Genomic DNA, 17032 nt, shown 5'->3' on the forward strand with positions numbered 1-17032 from the left:
ATTTGTGAAGAATTCATGAAAAACCGAAGTAAAATTAAACAAAATCTTTTTCAGACAAATAAATTTTTTTTATGATATCATCAGTTAACTGTTCAGGTAAACCATCAAATACAATTTGGCCATCATTGATTCCTATAATCCTTGTAGCATATTTTTTAGCAAGTTCAACATTATGAAGATTAATAATCATGGTAATCTTCTCTTTTTCATGAAGTTCCTTTAAGAAGTCCATAATCATAATCGTTGTTATTGGATCTAAACTCGCAACGGGTTCATCACCTAGTATTAATTTGGGATTTTGCATCAATACCCTTGCAATCGCTACCCTTTGTTGTTGTCCGCCACTAAGTTCATCAACTCTTCGGTAAGCTAAATGTTTTATCCCCACACGTTCTAGTGCTTCAAGTGCTTGGTTGATCTTATCTTTAGGAAACACACCAATAACATGTCGCCAAAATGCTATTTTGGAAGATTTACCAACAAGGACGTTTGTTAAAACATCAACCCGATTAATAAGGTTGTAATTTTGAAAGATCATACCTATATCACATCGAACTTTTAACAATTCTCGTCCCTCAACCTCAGTAATATTTTTACCATTCCATATTACTTCACCTGAAGTAGGTCTGACTAATTGATTTATGCAACGTATCAAGGTTGATTTTCCTGCTCCACTCCGACCTAAAATCCCAATAAATTCACCTGTTTTAATCTGTAAATTAACATTCTTAATCGCTGCTGCTTCTGACTTTGGATATTTCTTTGTGACATTGATAATTTTTAACATCTAAATCACCCTCGATCGTAAATAAACCCCAATATAATCTACTATTAAAATTATGAGCATAATTATTAATACATCAACAGCAGCTGCACTGTATTGGAAGGTTTTAAAATGAAGGAAAAGCACATCGCCAATCCCCCCAGCACCAATTGCTCCAAATAAAATTGATGACCTTATACCTACTTCAAACCGATAAAAATAATGTGATAAAACATTTGGGATGATTTGTGGGACGACACCATATAATGCAAGTAATATCTTTCTCGCTCCGGTCGATGCAACTGCTTCTTGTGGTCCTGGATCAACCGATTCGATTAATTCAGATATTAACTTTCCTAACACAGCAATATTGTGAATAAAGATTGCAATAATGACCGTCAACGGTGTTAAACCAAATGTTGGGACAAAGATCAAAGCTAAAACCAATTCTGGAATTGAACGCAAGAAGGTCAAAACCGTTCGAATTCCATTATAGATTACCAAATTTGGAGAAGTATTGATGGCCGCTAAAAAAGCTAATGGAAAGGCAATTATAAGACCAAAAAATGTTCCTAAAAAAGCGATTTCCATCGTAATTAAAGTTTCAGAGATCGCATGACCGATCATTGAATAATCAAAGGGCCAAAGTTGGCCCAAAAATTCAATAGTGTTAGAAATATCTTTTATATCTATAAAATTCAACTGTGCATCCTTAATACTAAAAAAGATAGCAACTATTATTAATAAAAAATAGACAAAAGTTCTCCAACTCATTTTAATCAATTTTATCCCTCATTCTTTAAGACTAATCCAAACGTCCGGTCTCTTTAGCAGCTTTCCTAATCGCATCATAATCGCTATCTTTTGCTAGTGTAAATCCTGTAGCTCCAAATACATCCAATATATCAGGATCTTTTATGGAGAGAAAAGCATTTTGAACTTTTTTAATTGTCTCAGAGTCCGTTTGCTTCACCACTGCCCATGGATATTGGAATAGTTTTTCTGATTTCCAAATAACTTTTATTTTTTCACCATCAATTTTTCCATCTTTAACGAGTTGGTTAAAAATAGCGCTATCAATTGCTCCAGCATCATATTTTTTATTTTGAATAGCTAGAGCGGTAATATCATGAGACCCGGTAAAGGTAATATTTTTAAACTTATGATTTTCTTGATCAATATAAACTCCTAACTTCTTAAACTGGATACTTGGAATTAAAGAACCTGAAGTTGAATTTATGTCCCCAAAAGCAAAATTTAGTTCTTTGCTACGTGCCACTAAATCATCAATAGAATTTAATGGCGAATCTTTGGGAACAATGATATACGAATAATAAAAAGGCTCGCCATTTATCAATTGAGTAACTATGGCTTGTGCACCTGTATCATTGTTTACTTGAACATAAGTTAGTGGTCCTAGGTAAGCCATATCAATTTTATTGTATTTCATTGCTAACACGACACCTTGGTAGTCGGAATAAATATTAATTTCCACTGGTCGATCAAGGGCTTTAGCTAAAACATTTTCTAATTTATCCATTGCTCGTTCCATATTACCTTTATTTTGTGCCGGTATAACCCCTACTTTAAAAGGCTTTTCGTTTACCGCATTTTGTTCACTAGAATTGTCGTTATCTAAATTATTACCACACGCTGTCAAAGAAAATATTAATATTACCAAAAAAATAGCTAATAGCATATTTTTAAATGAGAATAAATGTTTCATCCTCTTTCAATCCCCCTTTTTTTATATTAGCTTCACTTATTCTTCGATGATGTATCAGACACCTATATTAATCTTACTTTGCCTTAGGAATTAGTTTGTAGTACTTGATTATAAATAGATAATAGTCTAACCGCCTCAGTACTAGCAGAATGATTGTCTAATACAAAGCGTTTTCCAGTTTCTCCTAACATTTGTCTCATTCTACAATGCTTCATTAGTTTAAGAGCATACTTAATAAAATCACTTTCATTGTTATAGATGTATCCATTTTTCCCTTGAAAAACGATACTCCTATTCCCGAGATTGTTTGCCGCTATTACCGGAATCCCAAACGACATTGCTTCTAGTAGTGCTGATGATTGCCCCTCTGACAATGAAGTATTCAACACAATATCTGCCTGTGAGTATACTTCTCCCATTTTTTCATGATCTATTTGACCCAAATAACGAATCCAATGTGAATTTTTATCAACTAGGTTAAAAATTTTTTTTCCTTCATCATCTTCTATTATGGGACCAACGAGCCATAAACGTATATTCGGATAACTATCATGTAGCTTTCCTAACATAGTAATTGCTGATGAAATGTTCTTAACTTTTCGAATCCCAGCCGGTAGTAAGAACAAACAAGTGTCCTTTTCTTTTTGGAATTTTTCATTATATATATTAGAAAAAAAAGTTACACCCTGAGGAATCACAAAGATTTTATTTGTAACCGATGGGACTTCTTGTACTAAGACTTTTCTAGCTTCTTGATTGAAAACATGAATAGCCTTTGCCTTTTCTAGCGAATAAATAATATAGCTTCGTTTATCCTCATCAAATAATGCGTGATTTAAATCTGTACCGGTTAAAGTTACAATATATGGTGAACGATTTATTCCCTTTCGCCTCCAAAACCGATAAAAATAAAATGCATTAAACCCATGCACTAGATCAACATTTTCGATACTTGGATACGTATTTTCATTAGTTAATGAATATATTTTGGGAGATACGCCTAAATGGCTTAATCCCGATGCTATTCGTTTAACAGTCACCGTATTTCCACGTTGTTGGTGGAAAAACGGCGTGACTAAAGCAACTTTCATTATTTTTCACCTCTATCATTGTATACTCTGTAGTACAATACATTGTCAATAGTCCAATGTGCTAATATAGCAAAATAATGTAAATTTTAGCTTGTTTTTAAGTTATTTGCCTGCTATCATAACCATATCTTATTGTATGGAGCAAACGTTAATGGAAGGTGGGGATTAGAAGTGAAAAACCCATGAGTTATAACTGACGAAGTCGTGTACGACTCCAAAGATCAACGAGTCATTTCCAATGCTTATCAACTCATTCCTAAATCTAGAGAAAAGAAAATTATTTTAACTTTCGATGATGGTCCAAGCAGGAATTTAGACAAAATCCTTGATATTTTAAAAATCGAAAAAATTCAAGCAATGTTTTTCTGGCAAGCTCGTTTGTTACATTCAAAAAGATCATGGAAAAGAGTCTTAGATGAAGGACATATTATTGCAACCCACTCTTTTAAACATCCCAATTTAACAAAATTAAGCTACCAAGAACAATTCCGAGAAATTAAAAAAAGTATACAAAAAATCGAAGAGATAACGGGTAAACCAGTTGTTTATTTTCGTCCTCCATTTGGTCAATATAATCAAGAAACGCTTTTAGCAGCTAAACAGCTAAATTTAACTACCGTTATGTGGAGTCTAGCTTCACTAGATTGGAAACTGAAAAACAGTCCAGAAACGATCGTAAAAAATGTTGTTACCAATCTTGAAGATGGAGCGATCATTTTACTACACGAACTAGAGCAGACATCAAATATCTTAATGGAATTAATCCGATCTATTAAAACTCAAGGTTATGCTTTTGGAGTTTTACCTAACTCTGCTAAAAAATAGATTGTTATTAGCACCATTAAATCTTTAAAACAAAAACTTCATCCATTGATGAAGTTTTTATTTTTATAATAACTTGTTCATACTACCACTTTTATATCCGGTTAAATCCAATGCAACAAATTTAAAACCGATTTTTTGGAGTTTTTCCGATATTTTCAAGTGTTCAAAAGCCAATTTTGGAATATCATTAGACAAGACTTCGATTCGAGCAATATCCCCATGCACTCTGACCCTAACTTGTCTAAAGCCAAGATCCTTTAGGAATTCTTCGGCTTTTTCCACTTTTTGTAGTTTTTCCATCGTGATTTCTTCGCCATAAGCAATTCGTGAGGATAAACATGCCATTGATGGTTTATCCCAGTTTGGTAAGTTTAGCTGCTTAGAAAGCATTCTAATTTCATCTTTAAAAAGATTTGCTTCTTGTAGCGGAGCTCTAACACCCAATTCTTTTGCCGCTTGTGATCCTGGACGGTACTCACTTAGGTCATCAGCAATTAAACCAAAAATTAAATTTTTAAAACCTTGCTCGACCAGTATTGGTTTAATCCGTTCGAATAAACCTTTTTTACAAAAATAGCATCGGTTCTCGTCATTTTCTTTATATCCTGGAAGCGATAATTCTGATATCTCTATGATTTCGAATCTAGCTCCTAGGAAACTTGCAAGTTGTTTTGCTTCATCCAATTCTCTTTGAGGGTAAGACTCTGAATCAGCAATTACTGCAAGAACCTGATCATTTCCGAGAACATCAAGAGCAACTTTTAATAAAAAAGTACTATCAACCCCTCCTGAAAATGCAACAACAACGCTCCCCATTTCAGCTAATATTTTACGTAATTCATGATATTTTTGTTCAATCATTCTGTTTCTCCCCCATATTGTTGTATATTTGTAGACACCATGCAAAACTTGATTTTAATGCTTTTCCATTAAATAGTATAACCCAGTATAGTCCACTCGTTTAATTTATTTGGATTAAGTTTTACACCCATAGAGAATCACACCTCAATTTATATTAATGGAAATAAAAAATTATTTAATTTTTAATAAGGTCCAGCTATAGAATGCTTACATTTTTCACAATAAAAACCTTTTTGCAAAGGATAGTGTGAATCTTTGTTTTCCCAGTATTTTACATATTCACTTAAATTCATATCTGATCTTTCATATTGTACATCCATCCTTTTCTCTAAGTCTATTACTAAAACAGCATTAGACCAACCTTTTGAGATTTCTTGTATTTTATTTCCTTTACTTAGTTCGTGATCAATAATTGGTTTAAGATGATTACATATCCACATATTAAAACTCCTAATCACCAAATTAATCTTATCTACAATTTTTAGATTATTATGAAAGTCTTCAACGTAATATCAGCAAAAACCTCCAAGACCATATTATGTATTAGCTAATGCGTGTTGACCTGCTACAGTTATATCCTCCAAGAAGGCAGATTCCTTAAGTTAAGAGTGTTTACAATAAAAAAAATGAAATATTATGTATAGAATAGTTAATTTTTATCTTTTAAGTTCTAAGTATTCCTTACCATTTAATGGGCTGTAATCATTTATCGGGTTGTTTCTTATATCTAGCTCAATTAAACTCGGCAATTTCTTTATTACACTAATATCACTTATATTATTATTATTAATACTTAACTTCTCTAGGTACTCTAATTTTTCCAAGGGTTTAATATCATTTATTTGATTTTTCCCTAAATACAATTGATATAAATTTAAATCACTCAATGCTGCTATATCAGTTATTTCATTTCCTTCTAATGATAACGTATATAATTTTTTTAAATTACTTAAAGGATACAAATCTTTTATCTTATTGTTATTTATTGACAGATATTCTAGATTATTTAGATCTTTTATAGCATTTATTTCTATTATTTTGTTATTATTAAGCCGCAATTCTTTTAAATTAGTCAGTTTACTTAAAATGCTTATGTCTTCAATTTGATTATTATCTAATTCTAGATCTTCTAATTGAGACAATATACCTAATGATTCTATATTATCAATCTGATTATTACTGAGAACCAAATATTTCACATTTTTTAATTTATTTAAAGGAGTGATATCTTTAATTTTATTATTATTAAGATGTAAATACTCTAGTTTTGGAAATTCATGTTCATTTAGTCCCGTAAGATCACTAATATTATTATAGCTTAGATCTAACCACTCCAACTTATTTAAAACCTTTATACCACTTATATCTGTAAATTTTTGATGATTAACAGTAAAATATTTTAAATTAGAGAACCATTTTAAGTCATTTGAGTTTAAATTATTTAAATTTCCTTCCCTAGTTATTACTATTTCTGTAATATCATCAAGATCACTTTGATAAATCTCCCCTTCTTCCTTATTAATTATTTCCCTTATGATTTTCTCGAATTCTAGATTTTCAAATGTTACCAATATTCTGATTCCTTCATTGATTTGAATCGAACCTGTGTATTTTAATGAATTGGTTGTAGGTTTGGAATCATTTACATTCGTAAACTCTATTCTTATTTTTTTATCATAATTGCCACTTTCAATAGAAGCTTTTGGTGGTTGTGGAATAGCTTCATCTTTATAAAGTAAGCCATTGCCATAGATATAAATGATGGTTCCAATGATAATTAAGGTAACAAAGATTATGAAACTTTTAAATACCATTTTTTTATTCATATTACACCACCTTATATCACAATTGATAACCCCTCTTTTATTGATTTAAATATTTTTCCTTTTTTTCCTTCATCTTTTTCATCTTTTTCTTTTACTGAACGTCTTGGCACTTACTCAGGTTGGACTCTCACCAACTAGTAATTAACGGCTTGCTGGGCACGCAAATAAAAAAAGCAATTCACCACCCACTTTCGCTTTACTTAGAAGTGGGTTCCCTGGTTTAGGGGATAGTTTTTTGCTTCAACTAGCTAGGTATATTGAATTTTTAAGTGTTTTATGTTATTATTTTCCTATAGTATACCATACCAGGGTACCCTTTATTCGTTATATAATTATATCAAAATTAACCGACTCATCCCATCACATTTTCTAATCATGTACCATTTCAAAAAATTGAAACAGATAATCAAGACTACGCTTTGATTTTCATAAAACCTGAACATTAATATACGTCATGAAAAAGCAATATTTGAAGGGGGAAATCATTATGAATTAAATATAATGCATGAAACATGTTGTTGCTTAGTAGTTCATCAAAACAAAAAGTGGGGGATATTAAATGCGTTTTTATGATTTTCTAATCAGAAAAAAGAAAACAATTATCGTTTTTGTTGCTGCCCTGACTTTGCTCTTTTCTTTTTTCATTCTTAAAGTCAAATTAAATACGGATTTTTCTACTTATCTGGCTGAAGACGATCCTATTGTTGAAGAATTTAACAGAGTTGGTAATACTTTTGGCTCCAATTATTTAGGTTTTGCAATTGTCAAAAAAGATAATATTTTCACATTAGAAAACCTTCAAGAAATTAAGAATTTGGCTAATAGCTATAGAAAAATTGAAGGCGTTCTCAGGGTAGTCAGTATTGTAGATGCAGTAGATAGTAATAATAACAATCTTGAAGCAATATCAAAAAGACCTCTGCCCCAAAATATTCAAGAGATTCAGAAATATAAAGATTATATTTTGGAACAAGAATTTTTTAAAGGTAATTTCGTAAATGAAGATAATACTGCTTCAGTTATTCTTATTAGCTTTGACCCGAATGCTAACCATATTAAGGTCGCAGATAGTATCAATAATATCACAAAAGAAATATCATCTACCCCTGATAAGGTTTATTTCGGTGGAATGCCTTTTATGATGAGTGCGTTTCAAACTACAATTGTTGATAACTTAATGTACCTTTTACCTGTAATGTTAGTTTTACTACTAACAATTTTATATATTGGATTTCGCAGTATATCTGGAATGATATTGCCTTTATTGGTGGTTTCGATTAGTTCGATCTGGTTGATTGGTATTTTAAGTTTATTTGGGATACCTCTAGATATATTATCGGGAATTGTACCAATAATACTAGTGGCCATGGGAAGTGCGGACGCAATTCACATACTTAGACGTTTTTATGAACTTAAAAATGATGGTCTTTCAACCAAAGAGGCTGTTAAAGATAGTATGAAAGAGATGGGAGCTCCGATCATACTTACAACAATAACAACTATGATCGGTTTTGCTTCATTAGCAACATCAAACTTTACTACCATTCGTCAATTTGGTTTAGTTACTACCCTTGGCGTTTTTCTAGCTTTAGTTGTTACATTTGTTCTGCTACCTCCGATGATGATGTTTACTAGGGATAAAGTAAAATCAACTAGTAAAAAGCAGTTAGGTAACATAGGTGCCTTAGATAAATTAGGAGACTTTATATATTATCGTCGTAAAACAGTTATTCTTTTAAGTGGTATTGTGACGTTGATTTCTGTGTTAGGCATACCAATGATCGTTAAAAACGTTGATTGGAGTTTATGTTTTGCAAAAGATAGTGAACCATATAAAGCTGAATTAATGTTAAGGAATGAATTCTCTGGCTCTTTATTTGCACAAATAACTGTTAAGGGTAAAACTGATGATCCAATAACTTTAGAAGTGATGAAAAAAACAAGTAAGTACATTAATACCTTGCCCCAGATTAGCCTAGCGAGTTCTGTGTCAGATATTTTTAGTGAAACAAATTACCGGATTACAGAGCGTTATACAATTCCCTATAACGTAAATACCCTAGATAAAATTTGGAAATTGTTAAAAGAACAAGATATGTTAAACGGGATTATTGACTTTAATAATGAAGAGTTCCTGATAACAGGAAAAGTTGGAACGATGGCAACGGCAGATATGTCTTCCTCCGTAAATGAGATCAATAATTTTATCGAAGAGAATAATGGCCAATGGGTTATGATAGATCTGAATAATAATCTATCAGAAAAGGACAAAAAGATCTTAGTAAACAAGAAGATTGCTTATGTAACAAATAATATATTGTGGGATTTGAAAGCTAATAACATAACAGTTGAAAAAAATCGGATAAATACGATCGTTAAAAATGCAATGAAGCAGAATAGCGTATCTGACGAAATGAAAATTAAAATTATGAATAAGTTACAAAATCAAATTACTGATTTAATGCCTGGTTTATCGACTAAGATGCCAAGTGATATGCAACTAAATATATTAGGTATGTTAGTTGATCAGGCATCAGAAAGACCGATAAATGGCAAGGTAATAATGCAATCTCTTGCTTTATCTCCTAATTTGAAAGGAATAATTAATGAAGAAAAAGCAGGATATTTGGCAGAAATGATCAATACTCAAATTGGGAGTATATATATCGACAAAGCATTCTCAGAGCTTAAAAATATAATCCCGAGGGATATTTCAGAGGATAAGTTACTTATCAAAAAGTTGAAAGGTAGTTTATGGGATGCCCGTTCACCATATTTAATTATCAACAAGAAAGAATTTGATACTTTGAATGTAAATGTCAAACCACAACGAGAAACCAATATTAAGTTAACGCAAACAGGAATGGTAACTGTATTAAAACAAATGGAAGATGAACTAACACCAACCCAAATTAAGAGTGTATTTTTAGCGTTGATAGTTGTATTAATACTACTTTCGTTAATATTTAGATCAGTAATTACAGGTGTAATCGGCGTTCTTCCGATTATATTAACCATTCTCGTAAACTTTGGAGTAATCGGTTATTTAAAAATTGGCTTAGATTCATTTACCGCTATGATTGCCAGTATATCCATTGGATTAGGAATAGATTATGCAATTCATTTTACTTCGCGGTTTAAGAACGAAATTGAAAGCTCAAATAATATTTTATTGGCATTGAAAAATACCTTACAGACTACAGGTGTTGCAATAATTATTAATACTTTATCTGTCGGCGTTGGTTTTGCAGTATTGCTGTTTGCAGCAGGTCAGCATTTACAACGCTTTGGAGGATTATTAGCATTAGCTTTATTAGTGAGTGCTATATTTACACTAGTTGTTCTGCCAGCATTTACACTTATATTAAAGCCAAAATATATTAGAAACATATCAGATAATATTTAATATTTATAGGTAAGGCACCGTTTGGAACGGTGCCTTATTTTTATTAATGCTGACAAGTTATAATCATGTTTTCCAACAATCCAAAATCTTTCTCTAAGTCATTATCAAAAACAACTTTTTAAAACTGAGCTATTTTATTGAAGATTAGGGTTATTATTAACATTTACTCAAACACAATTTTGAAGTTTGTTTTTTTAGAATATTCAGTGATTTTTTTGATTATCCTATCCTTCGTAGCACTATCAATCGTTAGATGCTCGTGTGGTGGCTCCCAATGAATTATCGTGTCGGAGTAAGCAACAAACCCATTTACAATCATCTCACCTTGAATCTTGACTGTCTTATTGTCAATTTCTACTTCAATGTACGAAGAAGTACCTGTAATTTTCACAACATCACCTTAGCTTTCTACTTCATTCAATGAATTGATGATTCTAGTAAATACATTCTTCATCTTATTTTGCTAGATTATTTGAATCTCTTTAATATGTTAAAAGTTCTTCTGATCATTATTTCCTTAAATATCTTCTTCATAAATTTCTAATGAATTCATAATTTCTTCAGCTATTGACTGCCATACTTCTTTTTTTTCTTTTGTAAAATTTATAGTACTAAGTAATAGTTTATTATCTATATCAGTGAAAAAGAAATAATTATATAAATATGTATCCTCGGCAGGTGTTTTATATTCTATCATACCAATCATTTTCCCGTTTATTTCGTATACACCATCTTTTACTAAACCATCAGTCGAATATACTTCCAGTAAATTATTCTTTATGATTTCTTTAAATTCTTGAATCTGTTCCGATCTTATTTCATTTTCCGTTACTTTAAACGTAATAATAACGGTAGCATCTTCATTTGTATAGACTAACGTCGGTCTATTTTCTTTTGGATATTTTTTTATCACTAACTCCTTTGACATCTTTTTAAATGAGTCGGGAATGAGAACACTAACTTTATCTGAAATTATCTTTGTTCTTTTGAGTTCGATATCCTGAAGATTCATACTATTTGATTCGGACCTTATCTTAGTACTTGATAACGTTTCATTCACGTTATTTTTATCTATTATGGAAGTGACGGACGTTAATTGGTTATCGTCCAAATAAATATATATTGCCCCCATAACTGTGATAATAATAATAATAAATAATAATACGATTCTTGTATTTATCTTCAAACCCCAATCTCTCCTCTCTATTTATTCATTAACTTCTAAGGAGTTTATAATCTGATCTATGATTGGTTTCCATTGCCCTATTTGATCTTTTGGTAGACTTATGTTAATGGTAAGTAGTCTTTCTTCAAGGTCTGTAAATAGGATAAGACTATATACTTCTGTGTATTTTCCTGGTGTTATTATTTCTACTATTCCTATAACTTTACCATTAATGTCTGTAAGACTTTCTTCAATTAGTTTTGCTAAAGGGTGAATTTGGTCAATATTGTTAGCTATTTCGTCTTTTAATGTTGTAATGTCTTCTTCTGTCACTTGATCTGTTGTGTATGTAAAAATGATATTTACTGTTCCTTCTTTATTGGCATAGATAATTGGTACGTTCTCTATATTAGGATTTGCTTGTTTTATTTCTTCATCTGTCATAATATTAAAGGACTTTGGTATTAATATGCTTAATTTGCCGTTAAGTAAAGTGTTTCTTTCTAATTCAATATTTTCACTTTCATTTTCTTTTTGTTCATTGTCTGATGTTTGATCTATTGCTGTATTTGCTTGCTCTGAATTGTTGAATAGTGTGAATAATCCTGATATTATAATGAGTATTCCTATGATCATCATGATTATTTTTATTTTGTCTGAGAACATGTTTTTCTCTCCTATCATTATGATTTTGTTGTTGATTTGATATTTACCTTTATTTTTTATAGGTAAGGCACCGCTTAGCACAGTGCCTTATTGGAATATAAAAGTATTATCTTTTAATTTTAGTCCATGGTGGATGTTCGGTTTCTGCTTCTACTTTGAAAATATAGTCCCAGTTGGCTTCACGTAGTCCTTTTTTTGTATTATAGATTCCATATATACCACCTGATAAAGGGATTAAAGGAAGAACCAACATTAATATGCTATAAACATATGCTTCAGGTTTTGTCCATACTTGCTTATAGATTAAAAAGCTAACTGAATAAATCAAACCAATAACCCCTATTACCATAAATCCCCATGACGCAATATAATACACTCTCATTACTTTATATGCTTTTGTCTCTCTCTGTTCTGGTGTTACTAAGTCTTTGAAAGCCAATATCCTCACCTCCTATTTAGAAATTATTTAGAACTTTTGATAATTCATATAATCCTATAGCTATTCCACCTGTTGCCGCGACAAAGCCTAAACCAGCAGCTATTGCAGGAGAAGCAACCATTGTTGCAGCAATCAGCAATCCTCCTGATAAAATCTTTCCTGCTGCTACCCATTTATTTGTATCTTTTTGTGTCAAGTCGTAGATCCCATCAACAATACTTAATATCCCAGATGCTCGACCTAATATTTTAGCTGTTGTAGTAAATATTGTTTTGCCGTTTTTTAATACACCTGTCAATGCTAGTCTTGCATCTTTAAAATTATTTCCTAAATCTATTGTCGCTGCTCCTACTCCAGTAATACCTTTTATCACTTCCCCAGTCTTGGTATCGGTTAATCCCGTTGCACTTGCCGTCATAGCTAATGCATCTCCTACTATATTAACAAGTCCAGCTTTCCCTTTAGCTAAGTTAACATGAAAATCTATATTCGATAATGCAATAGATAAACCCTCTTTTATTGATGTGAATATTTTCCGTGTTTTTCATTCATCTTTTTCTTTAACGTCTATATTTTCTTTTTGCTTTTTTTATCCAAATTAGTTTGAATTGAATTGAAAATAGGACGCACTGTGCGTCCTACAACTATTAGACTTATGCTTCTATCAAAGTTACATTCTCCTCATGGCTTTTATTAATTACGTAAGTACCTGCTATAATATCATGAAGTGCTCGTTTCTCTTTTGTAAATCCAGCCATAAAGAATCCTATAAGTAAAATGGCAGCTGAGATAACTTTGCTCCAGTATCTTGCACTCGCTCTAGCAAAGGAAATTCTATTATTATAAATATCCACCACGATTAACTGTAGTACTTTCTTTCCCAATGTTGCTTGTATTCTTGAAGATTCTAATACCGCATAATATAGCCAAGGCCAAGATATATATAAAGGTAACCCTATAATAACTAAAATGTTTTCTTTAATCGTTTGTTCAATTCCTATCTTATTGAAAATCATTTCTATTACTGCCAGGAAAAAAATCAGTATTATTTCACCTAATAGTATAACTATGGAATCAATAAAGTATCCGAAAAAGCGTTTCCAAAATCCAGCGTACATTAAATCCCTCCTTATTTTTATAATAAATAAAAACTACTTATGCTACTATTCCCACTGATAAGTCACTATTTATTAGCTTTACATGCAAAAAAGGATGGACAAAAGATTTTTTCTAGTAATTTTTTATAAAAACCTGAAATTAAACCCATCAGGAAAATGTAAATTTTTTTGTAAACGAGTATGTTAAATACTAATAGAAAATCTGAACTATAAATATCAAAAAGGGAAAAGATGTTTTACTAATTGTTCAGCTTTATACATTTCCTCTAAAATTGGATTATTGTAATCACTTGAACTATCTAAGTATGCTCTTACCCCACCTATAATATTAAACTGCCCCTGTTTTAAAGAATCTGGCTCGTTATTATTAATAACGTCCAAAGCGTTACGATAACGTTTGAGGATCAATTCTAGAATAGGTTTAGGATTTTGGCGATACTGCTCTCCAATTTGCAATATAACTTTATTTATTTGTTGTTTTAGTAAATCCAATGTCATTAAATCCATTTTTCATCATTCCTTGTATACTATTTACTTGGTATCGTGCGAACTTCTTGTATCCAATCTAAAGGCCAATTCTCAGGTAATAATATTTGATCAGCTCCACCTTATAAAACTTTTCCGGTCTTTGTTGTTTGTTCGGATGCCTTACCAATATTCAAAATGGTTTTTTTAGGTATTTTTATTACAGCCTCGTACATTCTGCTATTTCCCCATTCTTGCAATAATGCTAAACTTATTTTGCTTTGGATTCGATTTTCTGAAGGTTGAGTCGTTGCAAAAGCACCACCGGCGTCAGCTTTTCCGCCAAAGACTCTGTATACTAATATATCCTCATTAGTTAACACCGTAGTATATTTTCCATCTTTAAAAGCACTCTTAATCCAAGAAGGTAATTCTACTTGTTTTATTATAGTCACTTTATCATCTATCAATGTTCCCATCCCATTTAAAGCTTTTACTACATCATCTGCTGTAGTTGTTTTCTTACCAATTCTACCTAATAATATAGCGAATTTTCCGGTTTTTGTGCTTTCTTTTAATATTTCAATACTTGCTGTTGTTCCTTTTGTTCCTACTATACCTATTATGATTTCGCCAACTAACCTTCCTGCCATTCTTGCTTTTACATCGGCATTACCTTCTGTAAAATCATCCCAAGCTTTTAGTACCGCTTCTTTTAAAATGAGAGTTAATAGTATATTCTCTTTTGTACCAGGTTTAGAAGCTTTGTATAAAAGAGCAACTCCTTTAGCTGTCTCAATTGGATGTTTTAATACATACCATATCCCTTTCGCTGTTTCTTTAGCGGCATCTAATATTCCCAATAAGAAATTTTCACTAATACTTATTAAGTTTGCTTCATCTTTTCCATTTATCTCTTTTCTCTCTGTTATTGCTGATTTGGTCTCAATATTATTTTCATCTCTAATTTCATCATTATTTTCCTGTTCCAAATCAGCCAACTGTGCAATTTTAATGTGTTTAGTTATGTTACCTGAAAATACTCCTGCAGAACCAGAATTGTCTCCTATATAACCATCATACATTCCTTTATCAAATGGGCGGGTTGGTTGCATGATTTCTGATTCTTTAATTCCTGCTGCTCTCATTCGTTCTCTTATTTTGTTTGCTTCTTTTGCTATTGCTTCTCTTTCTTTTTTGGTTGTTGCTTCTTCCCATTTTTTCTTCAGAACATTTATTTTTTTGTTTCCTAATAAGTTTTTGTTATAAGTATTAATGGATTTACTTGATGATTCTGCTACTTCTTTTCCAGGTGTCTTGCTTTCATGGATTTCAGATTTTACTAGGTATACTTGCCAATATCCGTCTCTTACTTTTATTTTCTTTGTTACCTTATTTGTTGTGTAGTATCCTCCACCTGAATCTACTACAACCTGTTTTCTGTAACTAGTGTCTACCCATTTCTTGTATCCAGATTTGACATACTTTCTTTCCCATTTGCTCTCCCATTCATAATGTCCTTCTCTTACTAGCTTTTTCGTCCACTTTGTTTTCCTTACCCATTTTGTCCTATATTCTACCTTCCAATATCCACTGGTTACTTTCTTCCATGTGTAGTAGTATTTAGTCTTGTAATAGCTTCTATCTACCCAATATTTCTTACCTGTCCACCATGAGTATTTCCAGTATCCTCTTTTTATTTTGACTTTGTAACTTTTCTTAACTTTTTTCCAGGTGGTTTCTGTTACCCATCTCTTATATGGTACTTTTGTTTTTTGGTAGTAGTAGGTTCTCTCCCATTTATATTCAGCTGGTACCCATTTCTTTACTTTTGTCTTAACCCATTTATATCCGCTGGTGTCTATCCATTTTCAATATCCTCTTTTGACCGTTACCCATTCTTTCTTTTCCCATCTAGGTACCCATTCTTTTTTGGTTTCTTCTACTTCTTTATATTTAGGTTCTTCCCATCTGTAGTCCCAGTAATCGATTCTATATTTCCCTCTGCCTAGATCAGTCTGGGTTTGGTAGGCTTGGGGTTTCTTAGTTTTCGAATTGGTAGTAGTTTCCCCGCTGATTGCTTTTGTGTATGCTTGTGTTGCAGGTGCTATAACTTGAAATAGTAATGCTAGTACCAATACGAAGGCAACATAGTTCCTAATCTTCCATCTATTAAAAATTATATCGTACCTCAATTTCCTTTCCTCTATCTTTTTTCTAAATTATTAGAATCTTTAACATAACTGCTCACTCCTTCGCTGTTATCTTGGTTGTGTTTTAATGTATACAATTGATGAATCTAGTAAATACATTCTTCACTTCCTTTTGTTGAGATAATAATTGTTTTGTTTTGATGCATTAGGTTATATCTATGGGTAAAGATGTTTGTTTAGGTATAATGTACCTTTTTTTGTTTTAAATATATATATATATTTGGCTCTTCGCCATCTAGTATTGGTATTAGAAAATACGAATAGGTTAATAGATGTTTTTACCTTACAGCCTTTTCATAGTTTCTCTATCAAGACTCAACCCGTCAAGGAGAGCGCTTGACTGCCTGAGCCTTGATAGAGGATGTTCAATTAGGCTGTAAAGGAAATAAAATAACCTAATGAGGTTTAACATTAATATCTAACTTATTAGCAGTAGCATAAATCATGTAAATAAGATTGTTAATTGAG

18 protein-coding genes are annotated in these 17032 nt (G+C 31.6%); 2 read left to right on the forward strand and 16 right to left on the reverse strand.

Annotated features, from left to right (window positions below):
* Nucleotides 1-34 precede the first annotated feature (34 nt).
* The 4 genes from phnC to BHF71_RS04965 all read right to left on the reverse strand — a co-directional run bounded on the left by phnC (nt 35) and on the right by BHF71_RS04965 (nt 3580).
* Nucleotides 35-787, reverse strand: coding sequence for a phosphonate ABC transporter ATP-binding protein (gene phnC / locus BHF71_RS04950; protein WP_069656561.1), 753 nt, complete (start codon nt 785-787; stop codon nt 35-37).
* The gene (gene phnE, locus BHF71_RS04955; RefSeq protein WP_069656578.1) at nt 788-1537 is read right to left on the reverse strand and encodes a phosphonate ABC transporter, permease protein PhnE; all 750 of its coding nucleotides are present in this window, start codon (nt 1535-1537) and stop codon (nt 788-790) included.
* A 31-nt stretch (nt 1538-1568) separates the two neighbouring features.
* Complete coding sequence (gene phnD, locus BHF71_RS04960) at nt 1569-2489, reverse strand: phosphate/phosphite/phosphonate ABC transporter substrate-binding protein (RefSeq protein WP_069656562.1); 921 nt, start codon at nt 2487-2489, stop codon at nt 1569-1571.
* An 83-nt stretch (nt 2490-2572) separates the two neighbouring features.
* Nucleotides 2573-3580, reverse strand: a complete 1008-nt coding sequence (locus tag BHF71_RS04965; RefSeq protein ID WP_069656563.1) for a glycosyltransferase — start codon at nt 3578-3580, stop codon at nt 2573-2575.
* Between the two features lie 204 nt (nt 3581-3784).
* Here BHF71_RS04965 and BHF71_RS04970 point away from each other — a divergent pair, with 204 nt between their 5' ends.
* Nucleotides 3785-4405, forward strand: a complete 621-nt coding sequence (locus BHF71_RS04970) for a polysaccharide deacetylase family protein (RefSeq protein ID WP_245683823.1) — start codon at nt 3785-3787, stop codon at nt 4403-4405.
* Nucleotides 4406-4468: 63 nt separating this feature from the next.
* Here BHF71_RS04970 and larE read toward each other — a convergent pair whose 3' ends face one another.
* The 3 genes from larE to BHF71_RS04985 form a co-directional block, all read right to left on the reverse strand.
* A complete protein-coding gene (larE, locus tag BHF71_RS04975) occupies nt 4469-5266 on the reverse strand; it encodes an ATP-dependent sacrificial sulfur transferase LarE (protein ID WP_069656564.1) in 798 nt (265 codons plus the stop codon).
* A 182-nt stretch (nt 5267-5448) separates the two neighbouring features.
* Complete coding sequence (locus tag BHF71_RS04980; RefSeq protein ID WP_069656565.1) at nt 5449-5706, reverse strand: hypothetical protein; 258 nt, start codon at nt 5704-5706, stop codon at nt 5449-5451.
* Between the two features lie 216 nt (nt 5707-5922).
* Nucleotides 5923-7092, reverse strand: coding sequence for a leucine-rich repeat domain-containing protein (locus tag BHF71_RS04985; protein WP_069656566.1), 1170 nt, complete (start codon nt 7090-7092; stop codon nt 5923-5925).
* Between the two features lie 559 nt (nt 7093-7651).
* Between BHF71_RS04985 and BHF71_RS04990 the strand changes: the two genes are divergently transcribed.
* Nucleotides 7652-10498, forward strand: a complete 2847-nt coding sequence (locus tag BHF71_RS04990) for an efflux RND transporter permease subunit (protein WP_069656567.1) — start codon at nt 7652-7654, stop codon at nt 10496-10498.
* 163 nt (nt 10499-10661) lie between these two features.
* Here the strand turns inward: BHF71_RS04990 and BHF71_RS04995 are convergent, their stop codons facing one another.
* The 9 genes from BHF71_RS04995 to BHF71_RS05035 all read right to left on the reverse strand — a co-directional run bounded on the left by BHF71_RS04995 (nt 10662) and on the right by BHF71_RS05035 (nt 16546).
* Nucleotides 10662-10889, reverse strand: a complete 228-nt coding sequence (locus BHF71_RS04995) for an Imm74 family immunity protein (RefSeq protein ID WP_069656568.1) — start codon at nt 10887-10889, stop codon at nt 10662-10664.
* Nucleotides 10890-11015: 126 nt separating this feature from the next.
* On the reverse strand, nt 11016-11684 hold the full coding sequence (locus BHF71_RS05000; RefSeq protein ID WP_069656569.1) for a hypothetical protein: 669 nt from the start codon (nt 11682-11684) through the stop codon (nt 11016-11018).
* Nucleotides 11685-11705: 21 nt separating this feature from the next.
* Nucleotides 11706-12329 carry a DcrB/PsbP domain-containing protein gene (locus BHF71_RS05005; protein ID WP_069656570.1) on the reverse strand — a complete coding sequence of 208 codons (624 nt, stop codon included), beginning with the start codon at nt 12327-12329 and terminating at the stop codon, nt 11706-11708.
* Nucleotides 12330-12435: 106 nt separating this feature from the next.
* Nucleotides 12436-12768, reverse strand: coding sequence for a hypothetical protein (locus BHF71_RS05010; protein ID WP_069656571.1), 333 nt, complete (start codon nt 12766-12768; stop codon nt 12436-12438).
* Between the two features lie 16 nt (nt 12769-12784).
* Nucleotides 12785-13186 (reverse strand): hypothetical protein, encoded by a 402-nt coding sequence (locus BHF71_RS05015; protein ID WP_069656572.1) that lies wholly within the window; start codon nt 13184-13186, stop codon nt 12785-12787.
* A 235-nt stretch (nt 13187-13421) separates the two neighbouring features.
* On the reverse strand, nt 13422-13886 hold the full coding sequence (locus BHF71_RS05020; RefSeq protein ID WP_069656573.1) for an RDD family protein: 465 nt from the start codon (nt 13884-13886) through the stop codon (nt 13422-13424).
* Nucleotides 13887-14102: 216 nt separating this feature from the next.
* Nucleotides 14103-14393, reverse strand: coding sequence for a hypothetical protein (locus BHF71_RS05025; protein WP_245683824.1), 291 nt, complete (start codon nt 14391-14393; stop codon nt 14103-14105).
* A gap of 101 nt (nt 14394-14494) precedes the next feature.
* Entirely contained in the window at nt 14495-15499 is a 1005-nt protein-coding gene (locus BHF71_RS05030) for a hypothetical protein (protein ID WP_069656574.1), read from the reverse strand.
* A gap of 723 nt (nt 15500-16222) precedes the next feature.
* Nucleotides 16223-16546, reverse strand: a complete 324-nt coding sequence (locus BHF71_RS05035; RefSeq protein ID WP_069656575.1) for a hypothetical protein — start codon at nt 16544-16546, stop codon at nt 16223-16225.
* Between the last annotated feature and the right edge of the window lie 486 nt (nt 16547-17032).

Source organism: Vulcanibacillus modesticaldus, assembly GCF_001730235.1.
Taxonomy (GTDB): domain Bacteria; phylum Bacillota; class Bacilli; order Tepidibacillales; family Tepidibacillaceae; genus Vulcanibacillus; species Vulcanibacillus modesticaldus.

Excerpts from the sequence above, each read along its gene's own strand:
- BHF71_RS05030 (WP_069656574.1), bottom strand. The coding sequence starts at position 15,499 with ATGAGAGCAGCAGGAATTAAAGAATCAGAAATCATGCAACCAACCCGC.
- larE (WP_069656564.1), bottom strand. The coding sequence starts at position 5,266 with ATGATTGAACAAAAATATCATGAATTACGTAAAATATTAGCTGAAATG.
- BHF71_RS04990 (WP_069656567.1), top strand. The coding sequence starts at position 7,652 with ATGCGTTTTTATGATTTTCTAATCAGAAAAAAGAAAACAATTATCGTT.
- BHF71_RS05015 (WP_069656572.1), bottom strand. The coding sequence starts at position 13,186 with ATGACGGCAAGTGCAACGGGATTAACCGATACCAAGACTGGGGAAGTG.
- phnC (WP_069656561.1), bottom strand. The coding sequence starts at position 787 with ATGTTAAAAATTATCAATGTCACAAAGAAATATCCAAAGTCAGAAGCA.
- BHF71_RS05020 (WP_069656573.1), bottom strand. The coding sequence starts at position 13,886 with ATGTACGCTGGATTTTGGAAACGCTTTTTCGGATACTTTATTGATTCC.
- BHF71_RS04965 (WP_069656563.1), bottom strand. The coding sequence starts at position 3,580 with ATGAAAGTTGCTTTAGTCACGCCGTTTTTCCACCAACAACGTGGAAAT.
- BHF71_RS05005 (WP_069656570.1), bottom strand. The coding sequence starts at position 12,329 with ATGTTCTCAGACAAAATAAAAATAATCATGATGATCATAGGAATACTC.
- phnE (WP_069656578.1), bottom strand. The coding sequence starts at position 1,537 with ATGAGTTGGAGAACTTTTGTCTATTTTTTATTAATAATAGTTGCTATC.
- BHF71_RS05025 (WP_245683824.1), bottom strand. The coding sequence starts at position 14,393 with ATGGATTTAATGACATTGGATTTACTAAAACAACAAATAAATAAAGTT.
- BHF71_RS04985 (WP_069656566.1), bottom strand. The coding sequence starts at position 7,092 with ATGAATAAAAAAATGGTATTTAAAAGTTTCATAATCTTTGTTACCTTA.
- phnD (WP_069656562.1), bottom strand. The coding sequence starts at position 2,489 with ATGAAACATTTATTCTCATTTAAAAATATGCTATTAGCTATTTTTTTG.
- BHF71_RS04980 (WP_069656565.1), bottom strand. The coding sequence starts at position 5,706 with ATGTGGATATGTAATCATCTTAAACCAATTATTGATCACGAACTAAGT.